This is a genomic window from Paenibacillus sonchi (assembly GCF_016772475.1).
GTDB lineage: Bacteria > Bacillota > Bacilli > Paenibacillales > Paenibacillaceae > Paenibacillus_AQ > Paenibacillus_AQ sonchi.
The window spans coordinates 5,982,261-6,008,095 of record NZ_CP068595.1 but is presented as its reverse complement, the minus strand read 5'-3'; the positions used below and the strand labels follow the sequence as shown (position 1 = coordinate 6,008,095).

Here is a 25,835-nt window from a genome sequence, read left to right as displayed (position 1 = left end):
AACCTTTGCCTGGTGGAGATATGCCGAGCAGCAATAAAAGCGGCCGTAAACTTTATTTTTCCCCACATTCGGTTGAGTGCACAGCAATCTTTGATTGAACGGATTCAGGGCGGCTCCCCAGACCTGATTGGGGCGATCCATGGTAAGCCCATTTCTCCGGACATCAGAAACGGGCGGCAAGCAGCCCGAGGTATTCCTTAAGTGCTGTTCCGGTATTATTCATCGCACCTGGAGAAGGTGTGAACATGGCCGGATACAGGCCGCTTCCCCGGCTAGCCGTGTAATCTGTTGGATAGGCAAGCGGTGCCAGTCCGTTATCCTTGAAAAAAGCCATCGCCCGGGGCATGTGAAAGGCCGAGGTAACCAGAATGGGGTGGCTAAGCCCCTTGCTGTTCATCATGGCTGCGGTATTGGCGGCATTCTGCTCGGTATTCAGCGACCGGTTCTCGGCCAGAATATCGCGCTCGGGAACACCAAGGCCAATCAGCTGCCGCTTGGCGATATCCGCTTCGTTGCCGCTGTCGGGAAAAACCTGGCCGCCGGAGAACAGGATCGGCAGTCCGGTCTGGCGGTACAGCCGCACTGCGGTCAGCAGCCGGTTGGCTGCCGAGCCAAACAGATTGCCTTCCCCGTCGATATCCGGGGTTCCGGAGGTGGCTCCGCCGCCCAGCACGACGATTACATCACCCTGCAGCAGCTCAGGCTTATCATACTGGCGCTCCAGTCCGCCCATCAGCAGGTTACTGACCCAGGGAGTCATGGAGAGATAGAGCAGGAGGGTGACGCCGAGCAGGGCCAGGGCCGGGCGGCGGCTGCGCCGCCACAGCCAGACCGTCAGCCCCAGCAGCAGGATAACGAAAAGGCCGGGGGCAGCACGAAGCTGTACACAAATTTTATGAAATAGATCATCTGGATCACCTCATTATGTATATTTCTGGTTGTATTGTACCATGAGCAAAGGAGCGGGGCACAGAGGCTGCGGCGCCATACCGGATTATTTTCCGGAGAACACTGGTTGATTTTGTGACTCCAAGCACGTACTATTATGGTATTACTTGGGGCCGAAGGAGTGTAGTCTGTGCTTGAACTAGGTTTTGGCGATCCGGAGAAGCTGGTGGCAGTGGCGCATGCATTGTCGACCCGTTCCCGGGTCGATATTCTCCATTTGCTGAATTCGCAAAATTTGAACGTAATTGAAATCGCAGAGGCGCTGAAGCTGCCTGTATCGACGGTGGCCAGCAATGTGAAGGTGCTGGAAGCGGCCCGGCTGATCAATACGGAGCTGCTGCCTGCTTCCCGCGGGGCGATGAAGGTATGCAGCCGCAATTACGATGATATACATATTGCCCTGAATGAGGAGAAGTCTGTACGCAAAGGGGCTGTGAGTGTCTATGAAATTGAGGTGCCGATCGGCCATTACAGCGATTGCGACGTATCGCCGACCTGCGGCATGGCTGATGCGGAAGCCATGCTGGTCCGCGAGGATGAACCGGCGGGCTTTTACCATCCTAAGCATGTAGGCGCGCAGATTATCTGGTTCCGCAAAGGATATATCGAATATTTGCTCCCGGTGGAAGTGCCAAAGGGCTCCAGAGTCGAATCGCTGGAGGTGTCGATGGAGATTTGCTCGGAAGCGCCTAATTACGACAACAACTGGCCGTCGGATATATCGGTGTGGATCAACGGGGTCGAGATAGGCATGTGGACAAGCCCCGGTGATTTCGGGGGCAGACGGGGCAAGCTGAATCCGGCCTGGTGGTGGGATTCCTCTACACAATACGGGCTGCTCAAGACATGGAGGGTCGACAGGGACAAGACAACACTCGATATGGAAAAAGTATCGGATGTAAGCCTGAGCCAGCTTAATCTGACCCAAAGCCCGAAGATCCGGCTGCGCATTGGCGTGAATCCGGAATCTGTTCATCAAGGCGGCGTCAATTTGTTCGGCCGGAGCTTCGGCGACCATCCCCAGGAAATTTTGATGAAGCTGAGCTTTACCAGTGACGAAGAAGATCAGAACCATTAGTACAGTTATTCTGTAACTAATGGTTTTTTAATGTCCATTATTACTAAAATACGATATGAAAGCGTTGACATATTGACTAAAACTCCTTATAATCGTCATTAGATACAAAATAAATGTAATAAAACAAATAAACTGTTTTGTATCCAGAACAGAATAAAGGGGAGACAGGAATGAAGAAAAGAAACACCGGTTTTCTGGCTTTAACCTTCATGCTCTCATTTTCACTGGTACTCGGAGCTTGCGGCAGCAATAATAATGCCGGAGGCGCAACAGGCGGCAACACAGGCAACAGCCCCGCTCCTTCTGCGGACAACAGCACAGGGGGGATACAGGAACTGAAGGCAGCGGTGAAGCCGTCAACCTATCATTCTGGACCTTGTTCGACGGCGGCGACGGGGACAACATGCAGAAGCTGGTTGATGAATTCAACAAAAGCCACCCCGACATCAAGGTGAAGAACACAAAGCTCGTCTGGGCGGAATACTACACCAAGCTGATTACCGCCGTGGGCAACGGCAACGGCCCGGATATCGGTATTTCCCACACCTCCCGGCTGCCGGATCTGATCAACCAGGGAGTTGTAACCGATCTGGACGCAGTGGCCGGAGAAGCAGGCGTCGACTGGGCGACTTTTAATCAGAATCTGCTGGATGCAACGGTTGTGGACGGCAAACATTATGCCGTGCCGATTGATACCCATCCTTTTATTATGTACTACAACAAAAAACTGCTGAAGGAAGCGGGGCTGCTGGGCGATGACGGCAAACCGGTGCTTGAGCAGTCCGCAGACGGTTTCCTGGCCTTTTTGAAGACATTGAAGGAGAAGCTTCCGGCCAAAACGACCCCGTTTGCCCTTTCCAATTCCAATGATGATCCTTACCGCTTGTGGTGGGCGCTGTATTCACAGCTTGGCGGCAATGATCTGGTATCCGATGATCTGAAGAAAGCCGAAATCGACAAGGCGAAAGGCATCCAGGCGGCTGAATATATTCAGAAGCTGTTCACTGAAGGCTATATCAAGAAAAACGATCCTGACTTCTACAAAAACTTCCAGAGCGGCACTGCGGCGATCATGATGACCGGCGTTTGGGCCACCGGAACCTGGGAAGCTACGAAGGGGCTGGAGTTCGGAGCGATGCCGATTCCCAAGCTGTTCGGCCAGGAAGCGACCTGGGGCGATTCCCACACGATTATTTTACCGCTGACCAAGTCCGAAGACCCTGCCAAACGAAAAGCCGCATTGATCTTTGCCGACTATGTAGCTGAGAACGGGCAGATTTGGGCAAAAGCGGGCCATATTCCCTCCAAACCATCGGTTCTGGAGAAGCAGGAATATAAAGACATGCCTTACCGCAGCGATTATGCCGCTGTTGCCGGTACGGTGAAATTCAACAAACCGTCGACTAAGAACTGGCAGATCCGTGATAATGTCTCCTTCAAAATCCTCAATGAGGTATGGGCTAATAAAATGAAGCCGGCTGAAGCCATGGACAAAATGGAGGCAGGCGTGCAGAAAGAGCTGGATAAATAGCCATGCAGGCGGCAATGCACAGGTCTTATGGCGGTGATTCACGCGGCCTGTGCGCCGTTTTGGGGAGAGGTGACCTGAATGAAGATAAAAAAATGGAGGGCGGATGCGCAGGCGCTGCTGTTCCTGCTTCCCTTTCTGATTGTATATGGCCTGTTCACCATCTGGCCGATGTTCAAGGGCGTGGAAATGACTTTTTACAAATGGACCCTGATCCGCAAAATGGACTTTCTCGGCTGGGACAATTACAGCAAGGTGCTGCAGGACCGGGAGGTATGGGAAGCACTTGGACATTCGCTGATCTTTGTTGTGCTGACAACACCGACTATGCTTGTGCTGTCAATTTCACTGGCGCTGATTGCCAACCGGAAGTCCATGCTGCAAAAGTTTTACCGCAGTATTTTCTTCATCCCCAGTGTGCTGTCCGTCGCGGTAGCTTCCTATTTGGGCTTGTTCGTATTCCAGCCGTATACCGGACTGGTGAATTCCGTACTCCATTTAATTCATCTGCTTCCCGGGGGGACGGAAATATTTTGGCTGACGGAAACCCGTCTCGCCTGGATTGCCATTACGCTGATCACCCTCTGGTGGACAGTAGGCTTCAACTTTATTCTGCATTTATCGGCGATTCAGGAAATTCCGGACGAAATTTACGAGGCGGCCCGCCTTGACGGAGCGGGGGACCGGCAGATGTTCTGGCGGATTACGCTTCCGTATCTGGCTCCGATTACGAAGACGATTACCATGCTGCAGATTATCGCGTCGTTCAAGGTGTTCATGCAGATTTATATTGTGACCGGCGGCGGACCGCTCGATTCGACCCGGCCGATTATTCAATTGATCTATCAGACCGGCTTCAAGAGCAATGATCTGGGCTATGCGGCGACCATGTCCTATCTGCTGTTTGTGATTCTGCTGGTGCTGTCGGCGCTGCAATACTGGATGAATAACCGCAAAGGAGCGGAGCTGTAATGAAATGGGTCTACCGTTTGGTCTCATTATTCATGGCCGTGCTGTTCGCGGGGCCGCTGGTGTGGATGCTGTTCGTATCGGTCAAAGAAGAGGGCATGAAGATTATCACTGTAACGGACTGGTTCACCCCGCCCTATTCTTTTGCGGTGTACCAGGAAATCCTTAGCGGCACAAAGCTGACGAACTGGATCGGGAACAGCCTGCTGGTTGCTGCTTTTGTCACAGTGCTGACCGTAGCTGCTGCGGCATTGGCCGGGTTTGCTTTATCCAAAATTCCGTTCCGTTACCGCACCCTGATGTTTTTTGTGGTGCTGGCCGGGCTGCTGATTCCCGGTGAAGCAACGATTATTCCGCTGTATCAGGTAGCAAAGGATATGAATCTGCTGAATTCCTATCAGGGATTGATTATCCCGGCGCTGGCTTCCCCCGTTGCGGTTATTGTGCTGAAAAGCTTTTTTGACGGCATCCCGAACGACCTGCTGGAGAGTGTCCAGATTGACGGGGGCGGAAGCTGGCGGATCTTCATGCGTATCATGCTGCCGCTCTGCCGCCCGGCGCTGGCCTCTATGGCTATTTTGACCTTCATCGGTTCCTGGAATAATTTCCTCTGGCCGTTTCTGTCCATCACCGACGATAACCTGTTTACACTGCCAATGGGCATTCCGACCCTGATAAGCCAGTATTCTGAGGATTACGTCAAGCCGATGGTCGTCAACGCGATTGCTTCGATTCCGATTATTGTGCTGTTCGTTATTTTTGAACGCCAGATTGTCAAAGGGATCAGCATGTCGGGGATTAAAGGTTAATCATTTTGATGAAAACAAATTTTAATTAGTGAAGTGGAGAGGACAGGTATAAGTACCATGACGACAAAATCTTATATTCCCAATTACCCCAGACCACAGTTTGTACGCAACGAATGGCTTGACTTAGATGGAGAATGGAATTTCAGCTTTGATGATGCCAATAGCGGAGAGGCGGAGGCATGGTATGCCACATTCCCGGAAGCCCGGAAGATTACGGTTCCCTTCACTTATGAAACGGCCGCCAGCGGGATCGGCATTCCGGAATTTCATCCTAATGTCTGGTATGAGCGGACACTGGAGCTTCCGGCGGAGAACGCCGGGAAGCGGGCGATTCTGCATTTTCAGGGCGTGGATTACCGGGCAAAATGCTGGGTGAACGGCTCCTATGTCGGCCAGCATGAAGGAGGATATGCCGCCTTTTCTTTTGACATTACCCCGTTTGTGACGTTTGGTGCCGCCAACCGGATTGTGCTCAAAGCTGAGGACAGCATGGACCGCACCCAGCCCCGGGGCAAGCAGCGCTGGATCTCCGACAGTTTTGAATGCTTCTATGTGCAGACGACCGGGATATGGAAATCCGTCTGGCTGGAGTGCGTAAGCGAAACACGGATAGATTCCGTGAAAATGACGCCGGATGTCGACCGGCATATGATCCGCTTCGATTTCCGCATTGCAGGCCTCAGAGAAGGGCTGGAGCTTACACTCGATACGCTGATTTCCCTGAAAGGGCGGCAGGTGAAGCGGTTCAGCCTGGGCATTGACCGTGATCTGGTGAGCCTTGAGGTGGATGTGCTGCATGAAGCTGCAGGGCCTTGGCTGCAATGCCTGTGGTCGCCCGAGGCGCCCAATCTGTTTGACGTTGAATTCACGCTGCTTAGCGGTGAGGAAAGCGTAGACCATGTGAATTCTTATTTCGGAATGCGTAAAATCTCCATTGACAACGGCCAGATTCTGCTTAACAACAGGCCGTTATACCAGCGTCTGATTCTGGATCAGGGGTACTGGACCGACAGCCATTTGACGCCGCCGGACGAGCAGGCACTGATCGAGGACATCGATTGGATTGCGGAAATGGGCTACAACGGCCTGCGCAAGCACATGAAAATTGAGGATGCCCGTTTTCTGTACTGGTGCGATGTGAAAGGGATGCTGGTGTGGTCGGAAATGGCCGCTACCTATGAATTCAATGATCTTGCTGTCGAACGCTTCACCCGGGAGTGGCTGGAGGTTGTGCCGCAGCAGTATAATCATCCATGCATCATCACCTGGGTTCCATTCAATGAATCGTGGGGCATTCCCGCCATTGCCAAGGATGTCAGACAGCAGAAATTCACGGAGGGCATCTATCATCTGACCAAAGCGATCGACCCTTACCGTCCTGTTGTGACGAACGACGGCTGGGAGCATACCGTTTCGGATATTTTGACCCTGCATGATTATGTAGAAGCCGGAGAACAATTTCTGGGCACCTATGCCGACCAAAACTCCATCGTTAATAATGGGGTTTCCTTCAATAACTACAAATTTGCCTGGGCCGAAGGATATGCCTACAAAGGGCAGCCGGTAATCATCAGTGAGTTCGGCGGCATTGCCTTCCAGACGGACAGCGGCTGGGGATATGGAAATCAGGTGAAGACCGAGCAGGATTTCCTGGAGCGCTTCCAGGCGATTACTGCGGCGATCAAAGCGACGCCATACATCAGCGGCTACTGCTATACCCAGGTAAGCGATGTGCAGCAGGAAGTGAACGGACTTCTGACGGAGGACCGCAAACCCAAGGTTCCGCTCGGCAAGATCCGTGAGATTAATCTGGGTTAGATTTAGAGGATTGTCCAAAATAAGACGGTTTCAATTCGTTAGTTGAATTGGAGCCGTCTTTTCTGTCTGCCGGGGAGACATGGCTTGCCGGACCCTTATTTGCATGCTGCGGCCTACTCCTTCAGGCAGCCGATTCAAATCTCCGCTTGTCAATGTCAACCGCCGTGGTGCCCGTCCTGGTCATGTGAACTATTTGGACGCTGCGGTCAGCTGGCGGTAAGCCATGGGCGGCAGGCCGGTCCAGCGCTTGAACTGCTTGCTGAAATGGGAGACATCGCGGTAGCCGAGCCGGTGGGCGATGGCCTCGACAGACAGGCTGTTGTCCAGCAGCATCAGCCTCGCGTGGCGGATAATCAGACCGGACAGGTATTGTCTGGGCGACATTCCGTAGATGTGCCGGAATGCCCGGTTGCAGTGGTTCGGGCTGTAGCCCAGCCGTGCGGCAATGTCCTCAATGCCGCCGCCTCTGCTGCCCGTTGCTGCAGCTGTAAAGACCGATTCCTGCAGCAAGCCCTCCACTGCATTCGCGAGAGCGACGGTATTCTCTGTAATCCCCGGCTGTGCGCTACGTGTGGCCGCAGGGGTCTCGGACAGCACCCATGCGCTGAGTGCAGCGAACAGCTGCAGGGAGGCGTTCAGCCTCACCAGCCGGTTCCGCTGGGCATCTTCAGCCTCCGTGAGAATCGCCGTGCGGATCATCACATCCAGCGCTGAGCGGATCGCCAGCAGCACGGGCGATTCGCCGCTGAGGCTGACGGTATCCATCGTCAGGAGTGTGCGCCGCAGAGACAGATCATCGATATCAAAATGCAGGCAATAATAGGTCATGTCCCCGGCGGCGTCAGCCCCAAGACTGGCATGTCTGACCCCGGGGCGGATGAACAGGATGTCTCCGCATTCCTGCAAATAGGCTTGCCCGCCAACAGTCATGTGCTGCCTTCCCTGCAGCACAAGGTTGATTTCGAACATTGGATGGGTATGCTCGGGGTATTGCCACTGCGCGTTGACTTTGCGCCAGTGGGCGGCGTAGATATGGAAAGCCGCCTGCAGATCCGGGGACATGCGGCCGTCCAAAGAATGTTCAATGCCGGGAAAATTCACGTTCATGAGTGTCCTCTTTTTCACTGGAATATATGAATTTATTATAGCATAGCCGGATTCATTCGTTCGATTTGCCCAAATAATAGGCGGCTTTGAACCTGTCAGGGGAGCAAGGGGATAGCTAACATAGAGATAGAGTCCGGTAGTACCGGATAAAAGCTGGAGGGAGTGCTTTGAGTTATGCCGAAGAATCAATTTTTTAATGCCCATCATTCACCCATTGGAGCGTTTGCGAGCTTTACCCTGGGCTTCAAAGGAGCCGCAGGCGGCTTCGATCTGGAGGCCGGCAAGCCGCCCAGACAGAGCATATTTATCGGCCTTGCCCGGAAGGACGGCAACGGCTATGATACACTGCCTTTTCATGAGCAGGGCGGGGATGATGAGAGCAAGCGCTATGATATTGAAAACCCCGACCCCAATCCGGACAAACCAAGAATTCTCCATCCGTTTGCGGATGAAGAGATTACCCGTGATTTCAGCCTCAGCATAGACAGCTGGTCGGCAGGGGATTTAACCTTCCGCATTTACTCACCGGTAAGGGCGGTCCCCGATCCGGAAACAGCCTCAGAGGAGGAATTGAAGCAGATTCTGCTTCCGGCCCTGCTCGTGGAGCTGGAAGTGGATAATACTGCAAGCCCATCGGCTAGACGCGCCTTTTTCGGCTTCCAGGGCAATGATCCTTACAGCGCGATGAGACGGCTGGATGACATGCAGGCCGGGCTAACCGGAGTAGGGCAGGGCAGATTTCTGGCCATCGCCGCAGAGCAGGGAACCGGCGTGAAATCGGCACTGCATTTCACGATGGAAGACATCCTGCTGGCTGAGCTGGAGGAGAACTGGACCTTTGGTCTGGGCCACGTAGGCGCACAAGTGATTGAGGTGCCGCCGGGGGTGAAGCAGTGCTACCGTTTCGCTGTCTGCTTCCACCGTTCCGGCTTCGTAACCACCGGGATGGACGCATCCTACTACTATAATCGTTATTTCAGCAATGTGGAGTCTGTTGCGGAGTATGCTTTGGCACACTTTGCGGAGATTAAGCAGCAGGCCGTACAAGCCAATGCCATGCTGGAGGATTCAGGGCTCAGCGAAGACCAGACCTTCATGCTTGCCCATGCAATCCGCAGCTATTACGGTTCTACCCAATTGCTGGATTACAACCAAAAACCGTTCTGGATCGTGAACGAAGGCGAATACCGCATGATGAATACCTTCGATCTTACGGTCGACCAGTTGTTCTATGAGCTGCGGATGAACCCATGGACCGTGCGCAATGAACTGGATATGTTCGTGGAGCGGTACAGCTATACAGATACCGTCCGCTTCCCCGGCGACGAGACGGATTATCCCGGAGGCATCAGCTTTACTCATGATATGGGAGTGGCCAATGCGGTGTCGCGTGCCGGCTACTCGGCTTATGAGATGTATGGCATTGACGGCTGCTTTTCACATATGACCCATGAACAGCTTGTCAACTGGGTGCTTAGCAGCGCGGTGTATCTGGAGCATACGGGAGACCGCTCCTGGATGGAACGGAATCTGGGCGTGCTGGAAGATTGCCTCACCAGCATGATCAACCGCGACCATCCTGAACCCGGACAGCGCAACGGCGTCATGGGTCTGGACAGCTCGCGCACGATGGGCGGGGCGGAGATCACAACCTATGACAGCCTGGATGTCTCGCTCGGGCAGGCCCGGAACAACATTTACCTCGCTGGAAAATGCTGGGCGGCTTATCTTGCGATGGAAAAGATTTTCCGCGAGGCAGGAAAGCCGGAACTGTCCGCTACTGCCGGGGACCAGGCTGAACGCTGCGCTGCAACGATTGTGGCAAGTGTTACGGAGGACGGCTACATTCCGGCAGTAATCGGCGAAGGCAACGACTCCAAGATCATCCCGGCTATCGAAGGGCTGGTATTCCCGTACTTTACCGGCTGCAGAGAAGCGCTGGAACGGGATGGACGTTTCGCCGGATATATGGCTGCCTTGGAGCGGCATCTGCAGGCGGTGCTCGTCAAGGGAGTCTGCCTGTTCGAAGACGGCGGCTGGAAAATCTCCTCGACCAGCAACAACAGCTGGCTGAGCAAAATCTATCTCAGCCAGTTCATCGCCCGCCAGATTCTGGGCCTGGAGTGGACAGAGAGCGGCAGTGAAGCGGACCGGGCTCATGTGGAGTGGCTTACGCATCCGGAACTGTCGGTCTGGAGCTGGAGCGACCAGATCATCTCCGGTGAAATCACGGGAAGCAAATATTATCCGCGTGGGGTCACAGCCATTTTGTGGCTGGATGAACAATGATTATAGTTGAGTTCGTAGGAATGGATGAGCGATAACTATAGTTGAGTTCGTGGGACTTTTTCGATTAAATGACACATATATTCATCTGAAAGGGGGGCAGCAGGAAAGTGGGATGAATTTAGTCACACTATGTTCGCTTGGGCGTGCTTCGTGGTTGAAGCAGGCTACCTAACCCCATAAAAGCGGCTGCGTTATCCCAGTGAAGGATGATGCGGCCGCTTTGCTTTTGTTTAGGAAATTATGTTTTTTTCGGTTATGGATAAGGGGTGAGGGGCTTTTTGGTTGGGTTCGCCTAAAAGACGAATGTGGACCCGAGCGCAGCCGGCGGGTTTGCCCGGAAACAACGGCAAAAATACCGTTGTTGGAGCGCGGGCGGCGGGTTTGCCCGGAAACAACGGCAAAAATACCGTTGTTGGAGCGCGGGCGGCGGGTTTGTCTAGAAACAACGGCAGAAGTGCCGTTGTTGAAGCGCGGGCGGCGGGTTTGTCTAGAAACAACGGCAGAAGTGCCGTTGTTAGAGCGTCGCTGGCGGGTTAGCCTCGTTTGTTGTGATAAACGGCGCTGCTGATATCTACATTCATAAAACCTAAAATCTGAAGTCACTGTCGACTTCCCGGATAACATATGATACAGTTAACATATGATACTTAAGTGGAGGTGAAACTTATCTCAATCAATCACGCTATTCTAGGATTGCTGAGCCATAAGCCAATGACCGGGTATGATCTCAAAAAGCTCATACAGGAATCCTCATTCCTGTATTGGTCCGGCAATAACAATCAAATCTACAAAGCGCTGGTGGAGCTGTTGAATGCGGGTTTTGTAACCAATGAGGTCCGGCATCAGGACAGCTCGCCCTCCAAAAAGATCTATACAATCACATCTGCCGGTCTCGCCGAACTGCGGAAGTGGGTGGTTGCTCCACCAGAGCCGCCGGAATTCAAGAAGACCTTTCTAATCCAGCTTGCTTGGGCGGATCAGTTGAACCCGGATGAATTGAACGCGCTGCTGGCAGGATATGAGCAGGAAGTGCGCACACAGTTATTGCTCCTGAAAGGTCAGGCTGGCAGCGAGCATTATGTGAACGAAGGTAATGTGAAAGGGATCACGCTATGGAAGCTGATTCACAGCAATCTGATCTCAACCTACAACAATGAATTGACCTGGCTTGCGGAATTGCGTCAAGAGCTGGGGCTAACTTGAACAGGAGGTATTGGATATGAAGATCGAATCGATTCAAAAAGAAGGGCAGGGCTTTATTCTCTGCCGCCCTGACGATCAGCCGCTGCGCACAGAGCAGGACGTGCTCGATCTAATCTCAGGGTGCTTTGAGCATAACAGCTATAAGCTGCTGCTTCAGGAAGGAACGCTCTCTGACGAATTTTATAATCTCAGAACAGGTCTGGCAGGCACAACCCTGCAGAAATTGATTAATTACCACATCAAGGCTGCGGCTGTAATCCGTACTGAAGAGGCCACTCAAGGCAGATTCAAAGAACTGCTGACCGAACTGAACAAAGGCGAGGACTTCCGGGTGTTCGGCAGCGAGACGGAAGCATTGGCTTGGCTGCTGGGCTAGAAAACAGCGAGAGGATATACTGGCCTAGGTAATTGAGACTTAAAAAAAGGGTGGGGCAAACACGACAATCCCGATGACCGCTGCCGCTACCGATGGGATGCGGGCGAATACTGCTACCGATGGATGCCGATGCGGATTACCGAGACAGATGCGGACAACACTGCCGATGAGGTAACAGAGCGGATGCCGCACAAAATACCGCACCGATACCCTGCCGATGCTCCAACGGTACAGCTACGATACTGAGTTGGACACGAAACTATTACAAATTAGTCCAAAAATTGCAATCTATTGCACTTCGTGCATTAGAATTTCCCGGAAAAGCTATTTGTGACTCCAAATCCGGAAATCTATTGCACGAAGTGCAGTCACAAACGGTTTTGCTACAGCGGCGCTTGATAGTTTCGTCCGATAGTTCACAAAGTACATGCATGCAATAATCAACTTGTCCAAATGAAGATTACATATTTCAAGTTCGTTCTGTACACTTAATTAACTTAACTAAAAAGGTAAAAAGATAAAAGTGTAGTGAATGAGCATAGCCCGTAATTATATTCCTATCAATTCTTACTGATGGTAAACGACATTTTTACCTGCTGGAGGATTTGATGGCAGCAACACCATTATAGAATTCCGCGTAACGGCAACAGTTTATCGGGGGTTTTACATATCGCTTGCTTCTCAACATACATGAAGACCAAATGAAAACCAATCGCCTTGCCCTCTATTTCGGGGACAAGGCGATTGGTATGTCTACAGCTGAAAGCATCCAGATGAATGCTGCTCGTTCGGAAGCAGAACCTGAACTAGAATATCCGGTGCTTCCATCCGTTTAGCTTCGCGACAGCTTCAATATAGTAGTAGTCTGCGTAAATCAGCGAGACCTCGATGAAGGAGTCCCGCTGCCTGTACTTTTGGTGAGGACCGCTTCATGCTCCGGCTGATCCCAGGTGGCATAATTATCAGTCAGGGAGCGAAGAATGCGTTCTGCGGCATTGGCGTACAGACTTTTTTCGCCCAGCGGGACAACATCGGCAAGCTCCAGCAGGCCGGAAGCGGCGATAGCTGCAGCCGAGCTGTCCTTGTATTTGCGCCCGTCATTTCCGGTGCGGAAATCCCAATAAGGAACCTGATCGTCCGGCAGAGCAGCGATGAAGTAATGGGCAATCCGCTTGGCGGTATTCAAGAAGCGTTCATCCCCGGTATGACGGTACGTATTGACGAATCCGTACAGGCCCCAAGCGGCTCCGCGGCTCCAGCAGGATTCCGGCGAATAACCTTGTCCGCCGAAGTTCTCAATATACGCGCCCGTTTCGGCATCGAAGGAGAGGATATGCTTCGTGGAGCCATCCTCACGGATACCGTACTGCATAGTAGTCTCCGCATGGCTGACCGCAATATGCTTGTAGCGCGGATCACCGGTAACCTTGCTGGCCCAGAAGAGCAGCGAAATATTCAGCATGCAGTCGATGATGACCCAGCCATATTTGTCTTCATTCCAGGCGCGGATGAATTTGCCTGCGGGATTATAGCGGGCGGCCAGGAAGTTGGCGGCCTCAATCCCTCGGCGCAGTCCGTCCTCGTCGCCTGTCAGCGTATGCTTGATGACAGCTGTAGGCAGAAACTGAAAACCCACATCATGATGCAGCTCCACCGTCGGTTTAACGAACCATTCCTCCAGAGTGGCGTCCCAATGCCAGGCCGCTTCTTTATATAGTTCTTTTCCGGTCATGTCATGCATGATCCAGAGAAGGCCGGGCCAGAAGCCGGTGGTCCACCAGTCGGAAGCCATATCATCATATTTGCCGTCTGCACCGGCATAATGCGGACATTTGCCGCCGATCTGCTCTGCCATGCGTGTTACCTTCGTGTCCAGTTTGTCCATGATTTCCTGCCAATAGGCTGTACTCATTGCGGATGCCTCCAGTATTTAAGTTTGTGACCTGAGTATATCGTGAAGCAATGGAGGAAAGTTGCAATTTGATATCCCAAAATATCGAAATCTTGTCATCCTGCCAGCGGAGTATCGAAATCTTGCTGAATAATGGAAGCGCTGTTACCGCGACAAAATACCAACATTTCTGTATAACCCAGCCAAACTACGGAAGGAGGGAGGGCGGTATACTCTTAGCAGGGCATATCCAGGGAGGTTAATTGAGAATGAATCAGCTGCAGGTGTATGAGGCCCCGAATCACATCGGAGATTGAAAATGTGAATATTTCCCCGCCTCACGCTCAGTAGAATGCAGTCATGACGGACACAAAATCAGCTTCAGGCTGAACGGGCCGCAAAAGCTTTCGGTGGAGATTAACGGCGGCCGATTCCGGAATCTGCACCTTTTTGCCAATCCCATGGAGGCTGGGGCACCACAGCCGGATGGGGCGGGTGTCCATCTGGTTCAGCCGGGCATCCACCGTTCTCCGGATCTCCTCTCATTACTGAAGCGGACTGAAGACCAGGGGACCGGACTGCCGCAAACGCTCTATTTTGCCCGGAACCCATTATATAGAAGAAACCGTATTTGCAATTCCGTCCGGAACAGTCATCTATTTGGCTGGCGGTGCGGCATTTATCGGCTCTTTGTCTGCGAACGGGTGGAGGATGTTGAAATTCGGGGCCGGGGTGTGGTGTATTTGGCGGATTTTCACCGGTTTTCCGCTTTTCGCGGGGTAAGGATTGTTTTCTCGCGCCGGATCAGGGTTGAAGGCATTACGGTGATCGATCCGCCGCATTACAGCATTTTTAATGAGCCGCAGGAGAACTATTGGGGAGCGCTGTCCATTAATGCGGGCGACGGCAATACGGTACGGAACGTGCTGTACAGCAACATCCGGGTTGAACGGATCGAGCAGGGACAGCTGTTTGATCTGCGGGTGGTGATGAACAAGGATTACAACCCTGAGCCGGGAACGGGGATTGAACAAGTGACCTTTCGCAATGTCAGCTTCAACGGGAGCGCGGTCCATCCTTCGCGGATTTACGGGTACGATGAAGACCGGGGCGTGAACGCGGTGGAATTCATCAGCCTGCAGATCGGTGGGGAATGGGTAGAAAATACGCGCACAGACCTCATCCTGTTGAATGCCTATGCGCACAATGTGGTGTTCAAACGGGAATAAACGTCTTAATTGTTTTTTCTGTACTTCAGGGGCGTGGTTCCGAGGACTCTTTTGAAAAGCTGATTGAAGTAGGAGGCGTTCGGAAAACCGACGGCGATGCCGATCTGTTCGACCGGCATGTCGGTTGTGCTAAGCAGACGGCAAGCCTGTTTGATCCGCCGGGCTGTAAGGTAGTCCACCAGGCGTCCGCCCGTTTCCTGATGAAAGACTCTGGAGACATAGGACTTGGACAAATGGGTCTCGGCGGCAAGCTGCTCCAGATTAACTTCTTCCTGATAGTGTTCCTCGATCCAGCTCATAATCTGCTCGGAATAGCGGAGGTTTCGCCGTTCCTCCGGTTGAATGAGGGAATTCTCTCCGGTTCCGAGACAGCTCAGCAGCTGAAGGAGCATTATCGTAATATCCTCGGTGTCTTCCTCCATGGCGCTGTTGCGGCACAGGTTGTAATTCTTATAGATCCAATCAACCGCTCCGGCGCTGCTGCTCAAATCAAACCCGCAATAGGTATTCTGGCCCTGCCAGAGCGCGGAGAAGACCGCCTTGCGTTTGGCAAAGCCCGACAGCAGATGCTCGGCGGTGTGCGGATCGATATAAAAAATCGTACGTACAAAAGGACACTCGCGCGAGACCTCGGAATAAATCCGGTGCAGCTGGTAGGGCTGGAAAAAGAACAGCATGCCGGAGCGGATTTCGTACATCTGCTGGTTCACGACAACGTTGCCCTGGCCGCTGTGAACATACATGATTTCACAGCATTGGTGCCAATGGTAGTACCCTTTGTAATGATCGTCGGTATATATCTGATAGTCCCAAATCAGCGACTTGCGGTCCGTAAAAATGACAGGTTCGAACAGCTGTTTCATAAAGCCTCCATCATGACAAAATATAAACATTTCCGTATAACCCAGTATAACTTTTTACAGCTGTAACCGCTACAATAAAACGGTATAATCATGCAGCAGTATGATCCTGAGAGCCGCAGCTTGTCTGGACCTGTCCATGAGCTGTACAAAGGGACGCCTGCCGGCGTAACGGAAGGGCCGCAGCTTTATCAGAGAAACGGCTATTATTACCTGCTGGTCGCAGAAGGCGGGACGGGCATCAATCATATGGTTACGTTCGCCCGCAGCCGCAGCCGGACCGGTCCTTATGAGACCGATCCGGATTACCCGGACCACTGCGCACGATCTGACCTTTGCCTTTCAGCAGGCAGGTCATGGCTCAATGGTGGAGACGCAATCCGGCGAGTGGTACATGGCCCATCTGTGCACGCGTCCCATCCCGGGAACCGGAACGATGAATCCGCTGGGCCGGGAAACGGCCATCCAGCACGTTGTCTGGACGGATGACGGCTGGCTGCGCCTGGCCCATGGCGGCAAGCTGCCTGCGCTGGCGGTAGAAGGACCGGATCTGGAACCCCATCCGTTCCCGGAATTGCCCGAGCGGGATGATTACGATACGCTGGGTTATCCCTACCAGAGTCTGCGTGTGCCATTTGATCCCTCACTATCACGGAAACAACGAATAGCATGCCAAGCAGCAGGGCTCCGTTTTGGAGTCCTGCTGTTTTTTTCGAAATATAAGAATTTATATGCCTCACGCTATAAATTATCCTTCTATTTCTCGCTGAAACGGGTACCGTCCTAATAAGGACGGTACCCGTTTCTACTTGCTCAATAAAAAGTGGACTTGTTATTTATATGATTACAGCCATTTTAATGCCCAGGCTTCCACATGGCCCAGCGCCTCGCCCAGCTCCTGGCCTTTGGCCGTCAAAGAATATTCGGTCCGCACCGGCCGGTCAGGGATCACCACGCGAATCAGCAAGCCGTATTCCTCCAGCTCCTTCAGGCGTTCGTTCAGCATACGTTTGCTCAAATCCGGAATCATCGTATTCAGCTCACTGAAGCGTTTCGGTCCGTCATTAAGTACATGAATGATCAGACTGACCCACTTTTTCCCGATAATCTGATGGACATGCTCTGCACCCCGAGCAGTGATTTGACATCCTCTATCATAGTTGTCCCCATCCCAACCAAGTTATTATTAATTTCTCCCTTACTATACCATAGTGATGAATTCGTGAAAATAAGCACTATCCGTAAATGTCGGAATGAGGTTGACGAATGGTTTCAGCAGTCGTATTATGAGTGTTGTAAAGTTTGTGAGTAATAATAAGTAACCTTATAAATATTCTATAACAACGGGAGGAATGAAAGTGGAATCATCAACATTTGTACTTTTTGGGGCAACCGGGGATTTGGCGAAGCGGAAGATTTTTCCCGCCTTATATAACTTGTTTGCCGATGGCAAGCTTTCCGGTCCTCTCTCTGTGATAGGTCTGGGCAGAAGAACGCTGACTAATGAATCGTTTCAGGCAGGTGTACTGGATTCACTCCACGCCTTTTCCCGGCGGAAGGTAGAGGATTCCCCGGAGCTGCAACGTTTTCTTAAGTCTTTTGAATACAGTGTGCTGGATGTGGGCCACCCTGAGGATTATAGGAAGCTGCTGGGGCATGTTCAGCGGCGTGAAGAGGAGCTTGGCCTTCCGCAGAACCGGATGTTTTATCTGTCGGTCGGGCCGGAATTTTTCGGTGAAATTGCCGCAAATATCAATGCCAGCGGACTCGGGGACACCCGGGGCTGGAAACGTCTGATTATTGAGAAGCCGTTCGGGACCGATCTGGAATCGGCGCGGGTGCTGAATGACAGCCTGAACGCAGCTTTTACAGAAGAAGAGATTTTCCGTATCGACCACTTTCTGGGCAAGCCCATGGTGCAGAACCTTGAGGTGCTGAAATATTCCAATCCTGTCCTGAGAGCCTTGTGGCAGAACCGCTATATCGCCAATGTGCAGATTACGGCCAGTGAGACAGTCGGTGTGGAAGAACGGGCCGGTTATTATGACAAGGCCGGGGCACTCCGCGACATGTTCCAGAATCATATGCTTCAGCTCGTAATGATGATGGCAATGCAGCTTCCGAAGGGAAGCACTCCAGAGGATGTCCGCAGCAAAAAACGGCATGTTATCCAGTCGGTCCGTCCGCTGCTGCGGGAGAATCTGGCGCAGCATGTGATTCGCGGCCAATATGCAGCGGGAGAGATCAAAGGCCGTCCCGTGGACGCCTATACCTCCGAGCCGGGAATCGGTCCGTCTTCGCAGAACGAGACATATATCGCCGCCCGCCTGTTTATCGATGACCCGCTCTGGGATGAAGTGCCTTTCTACATCCGTACCGGCAAACGTATGAAAGAGAAGTCGACACGGATCGTTATAGAGTTCAAAGAACCGTTTAATGACTTGCATAACCTGAACAGACTGAATCTCGATCCGAATCTGCTGATTATCGACATTGGTCCGGAAGAAGGGATATCGCTGCAGCTCAATACCAAAAATCCGCGCCAGCACGGACAGCTTGAACCCGTAAGCATCAGACATGATTCGGCCAATCCGGAGCTGCCGGAAGCCTATGAGAACCTTATTTATGATGCGCTGCTGGGCGATGCCACTTTTTTTGCCCACTGGGATGAAGTGGAATTATCCTGGCAGTGGGTTCAACCGATCATCGAGGCAACGGCTGGCGGCACGCTTCCGCTGCATTTGTATCCTGCAGGCTCCAACGGTCCGGCGGCTGCGGATGAATTGCTGGGCGATGCCCACTGGTGGCTGGATGAACCAACGTCTGATGCACACAATAAGATTACTGCCGTTCATGCTGCGGATTCGGAAGCTGTACGTCCGGGAGCATGAGAAATTCCAGGTTAACGAATACAAACGGAGGGATATAATCATGAAAGTCGGATTGATCGGATTAGGAAAAATGGGCGCCAATCTGGGCCGGAATCTGCTGGACCATGGACACGAGGTGGTTGCGTTTGATGTAAACCGGGAGGCGGTTTCGGAGCTTGAGTCCAAAGGTGCGGCTGGAGCAGACAGTCTGGCCGGACTGGTCTCCAGGCTGGAAGCGCCGCGGATTGCCTGGATTATGGTGCCGCATGCTTTTGTCGATTCCGTTATTGAAGGACTGGCCCCGCTGTTATCCAAGGGAGATATTATTATAGAGGCCGGGAATTCCCAGTACAAAGAATCCATCCGCCGTCACGGAGAGCTTGCGCAGCAGGGAATCTACTTCCTGGATGCAGGAACCTCCGGAGGGATGGAAGGCGCGCGCAATGGAGCATGTTACATGGTTGGAGGCGATGAGGAGGCCTGGGCAGTTGCAGAACCGCTCTTCAGGGACACTGCTGTCCAGGACGGATATTTGTTTGCCGGCAAGCCGGGCAGCGGACATTTTCTGAAAATGGTCCATAACGGGATAGAATACGGGATGATGGCTGCCATCGGAGAGGGCTTCGAGGTGCTGGAGAAAAGCGGGTTCGATTATAATTTCGAACAAGTGGCACGGGTATGGAACAACGGTTCTGTCATCCGCTCCTGGCTGATGGAACTGGTGGAGCGCGCCTTTTCCAAGGATGCCAAGCTGGATGAGATTAAAGGGGTTATGCACTCGTCCGGGGAAGGCCGGTGGACGCTGGAAACTGCGTTTGATCTGCAGGCTGCGACCCCTGTCATCGCCATGGCGCTCCTGATGCGCTACCGGTCGCTGGAGGCGGACACCTTCACCGGCAAAGTCGTTGCAGCTCTGCGCAATGAGTTCGGCGGCCATGCTGTGGAAACGAAGGAATAAGCCGTACCGAACGTAAGAGATTTATACTTTTTTACTGGGCTTTTTTACTGGGCTTTTTACCGGTCCTGAAGACCTGCAGATTTCCGGCTCTGCGGGTTTTTTGCTTTCCGGCGAACATCTCCTCTGCATAATGTGAGTAATGTAGTTAAATCGCGATAATTGCTCGTTTGTTTTTTGGAGGGCTGTGTCCAAACGGTAACTGTATTTTGTGCAACTCAATAGGCTGATATCGGTTCAAAAATAGATTTAACTGTATTTCGTACACTTCAATCGCACTCAATCAACAAAAACGCAGTCAAACGCCATTTTTAACTGTACAGAATACATTTAGCGCTGAAAAAAGGCGGATACGTCCTCTTTTAATTGCACGAAATACAATTAGCGCTCCAACGGGCACCAGTCCAACTTAGACAGTCTAGGAACACAGCGGTGAGGACTCCAATATTCTGCACCAGCACAACCTCAACCCGAGATCTGCAAACATCGGACTTCATTTTATGAAGCGATTTTATCAATTGACAACATTTATGGATGGGTTTAACATATGAATTGCTTATAAGAAATTCCATATAAAGGAATGCTCAGGTGAGGGTGTTTGGATGTCTGAGGCTGATTTTGAATACCAGGAGAAGATTAGAAGACTTGCCGTGAAGATTGTGAAGCATTACCGGGGAAAGGGCCGGAGAATGTGAAGGTGAAGCTGGATAATGAGTCGCAGATCACTATTGAAATCAGGGGGATTCTCTCCAGTCTGTCGGAAATTCTGCTGAAGGAGGGCGCGGCTGATCTCGTTGCGGAGTACTGGAAGGTGCTGAAGCCTTATTTGGAGCGCGGTTTTATGGAGGAACTGATAGAGACGGTAGGCTGCAGGTTTTCATATTCTTGGAGACTTTGTGATCAGTATCATGAAGGCCGGAGCGTCATCATACAACTTAATAAATCGGTTTGATTAGAGAGAAAGGGCCGTGGGTCACTTCGCTTTTTAATAAGCCATTACACGGTGTATGGAACAGTATGCTTTGTATTGGCTTATTTTTTGTTGTATATAATGTGCAAAAATTCACAAGAAGAGGTGACAAGAGATGGAAAATAAAGTATTAACTGTATGCCCTTATTGCGGCAGCGGCTGCCAGCTGTATTTGCTGGTCGAGAATGGACAGGTCGTAGGCGCAGAGCCTGCTGATGGCCGGACGAACGAAGGGAATCTTTGTCTGAAAGGCCATTACGGCTGGGATTTCCTGAATGATCCGCAGCTGCTGACCTCCCGCCTCCGCAAGCCTATGATCCGCAAGGAAGGTGTGCTGCAAGAGGTGTCGTGGGAAGAGGCGATAGGATTTACTGCGGAGAAGCTGAACGCGATCAAGGAGAAATACGGGCCGGATGCGATTATGGGCACGGGTTCGGCCAGAGGGCCGGGCAATGAGGCCAACTATGTCATGCAAAAGTTTATGCGGGCGGTTATCGGGACGAATAATATCGACCACTGTGCGCGGGTCTGTCACGGTCCGTCTGTTGCGGGACTGACGTATTCGCTGGGAGACGGGGCGATGTCCAATTCGATTCCGGAAATTGAAAACACCGATCTGCTGCTGATCTTTGGCTACAATGCTGCCGTTACCCACCCGATTGTGGCCAGAAGAATTGTAAAAGCGAAACAGAAGGGGGCGGTGCTGATTGTCGCGGACCCCCGGAAGACCGAATCGGCGCGGATTGCCGACACCTGGCTGCCGCTGAAGGGCGGGACGAACATGGCGCTGGTGAACGCATTTGGCCATGTGCTTATTGAAGAGGAGCTGTATGACAAGGATTATGTCTCCAATTTCGTTCAGGGCTTTGATGAATACAAGGCGAATGTGGAGAAATATACCCCTGAATATGCAGAGCGTATAACCGGTGTGCGGGCGGCAGACATCCGCAAGGTGATGCGCCAATATGCCAAATCCGGCAAAGCGATGATTCTCTACGGCATGGGGGTATGCCAGTTTGCCCAGGCCGTGGATGTGGTCAAGGGATTGGCTTCGCTTGCGCTTCTGACCGGTCATTTCGGCAGGGAAAGTGTCGGGATCGGTCCGGTACGCGGACAAAATAATGTGCAGGGCTCCTGCGACATGGGCGCGCTGCCTAACGTCTATCCTGGCTACCAGTCTGTGGAAGATGCCAAAATCCGCAAGAAATTCGAGAAAGCCTGGGGCACATCCCTCCCGGATAAGACAGGATACCGGCTGACGGAGGTACCGCATCTCATCCTGAAGGAGAACAAAATCAAGGCTTATTATATCTTCGGTGAAGATCCGGTGCAGAGCGACCCGAATGCCGCCGAGCTGCGGGAGGCGCTGGATCAGCTGGAGCTGGTGATTGTCCAGGATATCTTCATGAACAAAACGGCGCTGCACGCCGATGTGATTCTGCCAGCCACCTCCTGGGGCGAGCATGACGGCGTCTATTCTTCGGCCGACCGGGGTTTCCAGCGTATCCGCAAAGCAATCGATCCGCCCGGCGAAGTGAAGCCGGACTGGCAGATCATCAGTGAAGTGTCTACAGCCATGGGTTACCCGATGGCATATAAGAATTCCGAGGAAATCTGGGATGAGATGCGGAAGCTGTGTCCAAGCTTCGCCGGAGCCAGCTACAGCAAGATGGAAGCACTTGGAGGGGTTCAGTGGCCTTGTCCTTCCGAGGATCATCCGGGGACCCCTTATCTGTACCAAGGGAACCGGTTTACCACGCCAAGCGGCAAAGGACAGCTGTTCGCCTGTGAATGGAGAGCGCCGCTGGAGCAGCCGGATGACGAATATCCTTTGACGCTCTCCACGGTCCGGGAGGTCGGGCATTATTCCGTGCGCACGATGACCGGCAATTGCCGGGCGCTCAGCCAGCTGTCCGATGAGCCGGGGAACATCCAGATCAGTCTGGAGGATGCGGCGGAGCATGGCATTGCGGACGGCCAATTGGTGCAGGTCTATTCCCGGCGGGGGCACATCATGGCCAGGGCGCAGGTCAGCGGCCGGATCAAAAAAGGTGCAACTTACATGACCTATCATTTCTGGATCGGGGCCTGCAATGAGCTGACGGTTGATTATCTGGACCCTGTCTCCAAAACACCGGAATTTAAATACTGTGCGGTCCGGATTGAAGCGATATCCGACCAGGCACAGGCCGAAGCTTTGGTCCGCAAACAATATGCGGAGCTGAGAAAGCAGATGCTGGTGGGGGCGGTTCCGGAATGAACCACGCCGCTTCCAATTCCCTGGTCATTGCCGAAGCCGCCAAATGCATCGGCTGCAAGGCCTGTGAGCTGGCCTGCTTCGCGGTGCACAACCGTGACAACGGTGTGGGCACCGCAGTCGGCACTGTCACGATGCCGGTGCTTCCCCGGCTGTATGTCATCCGCACCGACAGCTTCACGATGCCGGTTCAATGCCGGCAATGCGAGAACGCCCCTTGCGCGGGAGCCTGTCCGGTCCAGGCGATCCGCCAGCAGGACGGGGTCATTGCCATCGACGCGGAAGCCTGCATCGGCTGCAAGGCTTGTGCCCTGGCCTGCCCGTTCGGGGCGATCAGCCTGTACAAGGCCTACAGCGGCGGAGCGGAGCTGCCGCAGCCGCTGCTGCAGGAACGCCGGGACAGCAGGCTGCAGCGCAAAACCCGGATCACTGCCTACAAATGTGATCTGTGCAGGAACACGGAACTCCCCGGTGGTTCTGCTGCCGGGGAGGGTGCCGGCGGCAGGGGGTCTTCAGCCGCCGCAGCTCAAGACCGTAATCCCTTCCCCGCTTGTGTGGCCGTCTGCCCGGAAAAGGCGCTGCGGCTGGTTGAGGCGGGGACGGGCCGCTCCCGCAGCTTGAACAGAGAAGGGGGGACATTCTAATGCCGTCCAGTGAGCCCATCATTCATATTGATTCAGAGCTGTGCACCGGCTGCCGCCGCTGCGCGGCGGTCTGCCCGGTGGATGCCATCACCGGAGAGCCGGGCGAGCCCCAGACAGTGGATGCGCACCGCTGCGTAATCTGCGGACAGTGCGTGCAGATCTGTACCGCTTATGCTCCGGACCATCTGGAAGCTTCGGATGGCCTGAAGGCCAAGCGGCTGCAGAGGGGACAGCTCCCAAGTGTGCGGGAGCCTTTGTTCGCAGCCTATTCCACCGGCCAAGCGCTTGAAGTCAAGCGTGCGCTGGCAGATTCGGCGCTGTTTAAGGTGGTGCAATGCGCACCGGCCATCAGGGTTTCCCTGGCCGAGGAATTCGGCCTGCCCCTGGGCACATTGACCCCGGGCAAGATGGCCGCCGCACTGCGGCGGCTGAAGTTTGACCGGATCTATGATACCAACTTCGGTGCGGACGTTACGATTATGGAAGAAGGAACGGAGCTGATCGGAAGGGTATTGTCGGGTGAGCGCCTGCCCATGTTCACTTCCTGCTGCCCTGCATGGGTCAAGCATGCTGAGACGGCTGCGCCGGAGCTGCTTGACCATTTATCGAGCTGCAAGTCGCCGATGCAAATGGTTGGTGCGCTCGTCAAAACCTATGGCGCCAAGCAGGACGGGGTGGACCCGGCGAAAATTTACAGTGTGGCGGTCATGCCCTGCACCTGCAAGGAGTTTGAGTGCAGCCGTGAAGAGATGGAGGTGGACGGGCTCCGGGAAGTCGATGTAGTCATCACTACCCGGGAGCTGGCCCATCTGATTAAAGATGCAGGCATAGACTTTGTGAATCTGCCGGATGAACCGTTTGATTCCCCGCTGGGCTTATATTCCGGGGCGGGATCAATCTTTGGGGTAACCGGCGGGGTGATGGAAGCGGCCATCCGTACCGGTTATGAGCTGGTGACGCATGAGACGATCCCGAACCTCCAGTTAGATTTTGTCCGGGGCGAAGAAGGGCTCCGCACGGCAACGGTCCAGCTGGGCGAGCTGGAACTGAAGGTCGCCGTCGTCGCCGGGCTGAAATATGTGTCTGCGGTTCTGAACCAGGTGAAGGCAGGCCATTGCCCTTATCATTTTATTGAAGTGATGGGCTGTCCGGAGGGCTGTGTCAGCGGAGGCGGACAGCCCAAGCTGCTGCTGGAGACCCTGCGCAAGACAGCCTATCAGGCCAGAAAAAGCTCTGTCTACCGCCATGATTCCCATCAGCAGGTGCGGAAATCACATGAGAATCCGGCCATTATCAAGCTGTATAAGGATTTCCTGGGTGAGCCTCTGGGCCATGTACCCCATCATCTGCTCCATACGACGTATCAATCCAGGGAGAAGAACGTCTCCCCAATAAGCGCTGGGCGTAAAGGAGGAAAATTATGAACAGTTTTGTCATCGCCGATCCTGGTCTGTGCATTGGCTGCCATACCTGTGAGGTGGCTTGTGTGTCCGCCCATTCCGCGGATAATATGTTCCTGCAGCAGGAAGAGAATCCCGACTTTTATCCGCGGCTGAGGGTAATGGAGACCGATCAGGTCACCGCCCCGGTGCAGTGCCGTCAATGCGAGGATGCTCCTTGCGCCAATGTATGTCCGAATGGCTCAATAACCAATATAGGCAGCAGTATCTCAATCAACCAGGATACCTGTATCGGCTGCAAGACCTGTATGCTGGTCTGCCCATTTGGAGCGATTGCTATGGTTCCCGAGTTCCGGGGCGGGCAGAAGCAGGTACAGCCTGGACTTCGCTCGAACGCAAACGGGGTATGGGCGCGCAAGGAACGGCTGGTTGCCAGCAAATGCGATTTGTGTGAAGAGAGCGGGAACGGTCCGGCATGCGTACAGATTTGTCCCACGCATGCGCTTCAGCTTGTGGTTCCCGATGATGTATCCATGGACACCGCTGCCAAAAGGGCGGCCAGTGCACAGACACTTCAGCAGTTCGGCGGACTTATCCGGTTCTGAATTGATCCACATTAGAAAGCAAGGTGAAT

Annotated in this window: 23 protein-coding genes and 3 pseudogenes; 21 read left to right on the top strand and 5 right to left on the bottom strand. The window is 53.2% G+C overall.

The genetic code is table 11. From position 1 onward, the window contains the following. Positions 1 to 163 precede the first annotated feature (163 nt). Positions 164 to 909: pseudogene (locus JI735_RS26825) on the bottom strand (YdcF family protein). A gap of 169 nt (positions 910 to 1,078) precedes the next feature. On the opposite strand from JI735_RS26825, the gene JI735_RS26820 reads away from it, so the two are divergent. The 6 genes from JI735_RS26820 to JI735_RS26795 all read left to right on the top strand — a co-directional run bounded on the left by JI735_RS26820 (position 1,079) and on the right by JI735_RS26795 (position 7,150). Then, the gene (locus JI735_RS26820) at positions 1,079 to 2,026 is read left to right on the top strand and encodes an ArsR/SmtB family transcription factor (protein ID WP_039838512.1); all 948 of its coding nucleotides are present in this window, start codon (positions 1,079 to 1,081) and stop codon (positions 2,024 to 2,026) included. A gap of 170 nt (positions 2,027 to 2,196) precedes the next feature. After that, the gene (locus tag JI735_RS26815; RefSeq protein ID WP_202676607.1) at positions 2,197 to 2,481 is read left to right on the top strand and encodes a hypothetical protein; all 285 of its coding nucleotides are present in this window, start codon (positions 2,197 to 2,199) and stop codon (positions 2,479 to 2,481) included. Continuing rightward, the gene (locus tag JI735_RS26810; RefSeq protein WP_202676606.1) at positions 2,430 to 3,557 is read left to right on the top strand and encodes an ABC transporter substrate-binding protein; all 1,128 of its coding nucleotides are present in this window, start codon (positions 2,430 to 2,432) and stop codon (positions 3,555 to 3,557) included. The genes JI735_RS26815 and JI735_RS26810 overlap by 52 nt, the downstream gene beginning before the upstream one ends. 78 nt (positions 3,558 to 3,635) lie before the next feature. Beyond that, on the top strand, positions 3,636 to 4,526 hold the full coding sequence (locus JI735_RS26805; RefSeq protein ID WP_020431676.1) for a carbohydrate ABC transporter permease: 891 nt from the start codon (positions 3,636 to 3,638) through the stop codon (positions 4,524 to 4,526). Then, a complete protein-coding gene (locus JI735_RS26800) occupies positions 4,526 to 5,332 on the top strand; it encodes a carbohydrate ABC transporter permease (protein ID WP_039838510.1) in 807 nt (268 codons plus the stop codon). The genes JI735_RS26805 and JI735_RS26800 overlap by 1 nt, the downstream gene beginning before the upstream one ends. 57 nt (positions 5,333 to 5,389) lie before the next feature. Further along, positions 5,390 to 7,150, top strand: coding sequence for a glycoside hydrolase family 2 protein (locus JI735_RS26795; protein ID WP_039838509.1), 1,761 nt, complete (start codon positions 5,390 to 5,392; stop codon positions 7,148 to 7,150). Between the two features lie 189 nt (positions 7,151 to 7,339). Here JI735_RS26795 and JI735_RS26790 read toward each other — a convergent pair whose 3' ends face one another. Then, complete coding sequence (locus JI735_RS26790; RefSeq protein WP_202676605.1) at positions 7,340 to 8,257, bottom strand: helix-turn-helix domain-containing protein; 918 nt, start codon at positions 8,255 to 8,257, stop codon at positions 7,340 to 7,342. 174 nt (positions 8,258 to 8,431) lie between these two features. Here JI735_RS26790 and JI735_RS26785 point away from each other — a divergent pair, with 174 nt between their 5' ends. From JI735_RS26785 to JI735_RS37065, 5 genes are all read left to right on the top strand, one after another. Continuing rightward, complete coding sequence (locus tag JI735_RS26785; RefSeq protein WP_039838507.1) at positions 8,432 to 10,546, top strand: glycoside hydrolase family 52 protein; 2,115 nt, start codon at positions 8,432 to 8,434, stop codon at positions 10,544 to 10,546. A gap of 282 nt (positions 10,547 to 10,828) precedes the next feature. Beyond that, a complete protein-coding gene (locus JI735_RS26780; protein WP_233476079.1) occupies positions 10,829 to 11,083 on the top strand; it encodes a hypothetical protein in 255 nt (84 codons plus the stop codon). Between the two features lie 120 nt (positions 11,084 to 11,203). Beyond that, positions 11,204 to 11,749, top strand: coding sequence for a PadR family transcriptional regulator (locus JI735_RS36390; RefSeq protein WP_233476078.1), 546 nt, complete (start codon positions 11,204 to 11,206; stop codon positions 11,747 to 11,749). Between the two features lie 16 nt (positions 11,750 to 11,765). Beyond that, positions 11,766 to 12,125, top strand: coding sequence for a DUF4180 domain-containing protein (locus JI735_RS36385; RefSeq protein WP_039838505.1), 360 nt, complete (start codon positions 11,766 to 11,768; stop codon positions 12,123 to 12,125). Positions 12,126 to 12,826: 701 nt separating this feature from the next. Next, positions 12,827 to 12,961, top strand: a complete 135-nt coding sequence (locus JI735_RS37065; protein ID WP_267919318.1) for a hypothetical protein — start codon at positions 12,827 to 12,829, stop codon at positions 12,959 to 12,961. On the opposite strand, the pseudogene JI735_RS26770 reads toward JI735_RS37065, so the two are convergent. Further along, positions 12,932 to 14,037: pseudogene (locus tag JI735_RS26770) on the bottom strand (glycoside hydrolase family 88 protein). The gene JI735_RS37065 and the pseudogene JI735_RS26770 overlap by 30 nt on opposite strands. A gap of 389 nt (positions 14,038 to 14,426) precedes the next feature. Between JI735_RS26770 and JI735_RS26765 the strand changes: the two are divergent. Then, positions 14,427 to 15,245: a hypothetical protein gene (locus JI735_RS26765; protein WP_233476077.1), complete on the top strand. Its 819-nt coding sequence runs from the start codon at positions 14,427 to 14,429 to the stop codon at positions 15,243 to 15,245. A gap of 5 nt (positions 15,246 to 15,250) precedes the next feature. On the opposite strand, the gene JI735_RS26760 is transcribed toward JI735_RS26765, so the two are convergent. After that, complete coding sequence (locus JI735_RS26760; protein ID WP_039838499.1) at positions 15,251 to 16,108, bottom strand: AraC family transcriptional regulator; 858 nt, start codon at positions 16,106 to 16,108, stop codon at positions 15,251 to 15,253. 90 nt (positions 16,109 to 16,198) lie between these two features. Here JI735_RS26760 and JI735_RS37060 point away from each other — a divergent pair. Both JI735_RS37060 and JI735_RS26755 read left to right on the top strand, forming a co-directional pair. Beyond that, positions 16,199 to 16,357 (top strand): annotated as a pseudogene (locus JI735_RS37060) (family 43 glycosylhydrolase); the annotation flags it as partial. 37 nt (positions 16,358 to 16,394) lie between these two features. Continuing rightward, positions 16,395 to 16,892, top strand: a complete 498-nt coding sequence (locus tag JI735_RS26755) for a family 43 glycosylhydrolase (protein ID WP_267919011.1) — start codon at positions 16,395 to 16,397, stop codon at positions 16,890 to 16,892. Positions 16,893 to 16,949: 57 nt separating this feature from the next. On the opposite strand, the gene JI735_RS26750 is transcribed toward JI735_RS26755, so the two are convergent. Beyond that, the gene (locus JI735_RS26750; RefSeq protein WP_202677697.1) at positions 16,950 to 17,246 is read right to left on the bottom strand and encodes a winged helix-turn-helix transcriptional regulator; all 297 of its coding nucleotides are present in this window, start codon (positions 17,244 to 17,246) and stop codon (positions 16,950 to 16,952) included. Positions 17,247 to 17,463: 217 nt separating this feature from the next. Here JI735_RS26750 and zwf point away from each other — a divergent pair, with 217 nt between their 5' ends. The 7 genes from zwf to JI735_RS26715 all read left to right on the top strand — a co-directional run bounded on the left by zwf (position 17,464) and on the right by JI735_RS26715 (position 25,806). Then, positions 17,464 to 18,996: a glucose-6-phosphate dehydrogenase gene (zwf, locus tag JI735_RS26745; protein ID WP_039838497.1), complete on the top strand. Its 1,533-nt coding sequence runs from the start codon at positions 17,464 to 17,466 to the stop codon at positions 18,994 to 18,996. 40 nt (positions 18,997 to 19,036) lie between these two features. Continuing rightward, positions 19,037 to 19,933: a phosphogluconate dehydrogenase (NAD(+)-dependent, decarboxylating) gene (gene gnd, locus JI735_RS26740; protein ID WP_039838495.1), complete on the top strand. Its 897-nt coding sequence runs from the start codon at positions 19,037 to 19,039 to the stop codon at positions 19,931 to 19,933. Between the two features lie 694 nt (positions 19,934 to 20,627). Next, entirely contained in the window at positions 20,628 to 20,882 is a 255-nt protein-coding gene (locus tag JI735_RS26735; RefSeq protein ID WP_233476076.1) for a DUF2294 domain-containing protein, read from the top strand. A 133-nt stretch (positions 20,883 to 21,015) separates the two neighbouring features. Then, positions 21,016 to 23,160 (top strand): formate dehydrogenase subunit alpha, encoded by a 2,145-nt coding sequence (fdhF, locus tag JI735_RS26730; RefSeq protein ID WP_039838494.1) that lies wholly within the window; start codon positions 21,016 to 21,018, stop codon positions 23,158 to 23,160. Then, positions 23,157 to 23,801 carry a 4Fe-4S dicluster domain-containing protein gene (locus JI735_RS26725; RefSeq protein WP_202676603.1) on the top strand — a complete coding sequence of 215 codons (645 nt, stop codon included), beginning with the start codon at positions 23,157 to 23,159 and terminating at the stop codon, positions 23,799 to 23,801. Before fdhF ends, JI735_RS26725 begins: the two co-directional genes overlap by 4 nt. After that, positions 23,801 to 25,225 carry a [FeFe] hydrogenase, group A gene (locus JI735_RS26720; RefSeq protein WP_202676602.1) on the top strand — a complete coding sequence of 475 codons (1,425 nt, stop codon included), beginning with the start codon at positions 23,801 to 23,803 and terminating at the stop codon, positions 25,223 to 25,225. Before JI735_RS26725 ends, JI735_RS26720 begins: the two co-directional genes overlap by 1 nt. Beyond that, on the top strand, positions 25,222 to 25,806 hold the full coding sequence (locus JI735_RS26715) for a 4Fe-4S dicluster domain-containing protein (protein WP_039835829.1): 585 nt from the start codon (positions 25,222 to 25,224) through the stop codon (positions 25,804 to 25,806). The genes JI735_RS26720 and JI735_RS26715 overlap by 4 nt, the downstream gene beginning before the upstream one ends. Positions 25,807 to 25,835: the final 29 nt, after the last annotated feature.

Coding starts and splice junctions, on each gene's coding strand:
- JI735_RS26815 (WP_202676607.1), top strand. CDS start 2,197: ATGAAGAAAAGAAACACCGGTTTTCTGGCTTTAACCTTCATGCTCTCA.
- JI735_RS26810 (WP_202676606.1), top strand. CDS start 2,430: ATGCAGAAGCTGGTTGATGAATTCAACAAAAGCCACCCCGACATCAAG.
- JI735_RS26805 (WP_020431676.1), top strand. CDS start 3,636: ATGAAGATAAAAAAATGGAGGGCGGATGCGCAGGCGCTGCTGTTCCTG.
- JI735_RS26800 (WP_039838510.1), top strand. CDS start 4,526: ATGAAATGGGTCTACCGTTTGGTCTCATTATTCATGGCCGTGCTGTTC.
- JI735_RS26795 (WP_039838509.1), top strand. CDS start 5,390: ATGACGACAAAATCTTATATTCCCAATTACCCCAGACCACAGTTTGTA.
- JI735_RS26790 (WP_202676605.1), bottom strand. CDS start 8,257: ATGAACGTGAATTTTCCCGGCATTGAACATTCTTTGGACGGCCGCATG.
- JI735_RS26785 (WP_039838507.1), top strand. CDS start 8,432: ATGCCGAAGAATCAATTTTTTAATGCCCATCATTCACCCATTGGAGCG.
- JI735_RS36385 (WP_039838505.1), top strand. CDS start 11,766: ATGAAGATCGAATCGATTCAAAAAGAAGGGCAGGGCTTTATTCTCTGC.
- JI735_RS37065 (WP_267919318.1), top strand. CDS start 12,827: ATGAAAACCAATCGCCTTGCCCTCTATTTCGGGGACAAGGCGATTGGT.
- JI735_RS26760 (WP_039838499.1), bottom strand. CDS start 16,108: ATGAAACAGCTGTTCGAACCTGTCATTTTTACGGACCGCAAGTCGCTG.
- JI735_RS26755 (WP_267919011.1), top strand. CDS start 16,395: ATGAGACCGATCCGGATTACCCGGACCACTGCGCACGATCTGACCTTT.
- gnd (WP_039838495.1), top strand. CDS start 19,037: ATGAAAGTCGGATTGATCGGATTAGGAAAAATGGGCGCCAATCTGGGC.
- fdhF (WP_039838494.1), top strand. CDS start 21,016: ATGGAAAATAAAGTATTAACTGTATGCCCTTATTGCGGCAGCGGCTGC.
- JI735_RS26725 (WP_202676603.1), top strand. CDS start 23,157: ATGAACCACGCCGCTTCCAATTCCCTGGTCATTGCCGAAGCCGCCAAA.
- JI735_RS26720 (WP_202676602.1), top strand. CDS start 23,801: ATGCCGTCCAGTGAGCCCATCATTCATATTGATTCAGAGCTGTGCACC.
- JI735_RS26715 (WP_039835829.1), top strand. CDS start 25,222: ATGAACAGTTTTGTCATCGCCGATCCTGGTCTGTGCATTGGCTGCCAT.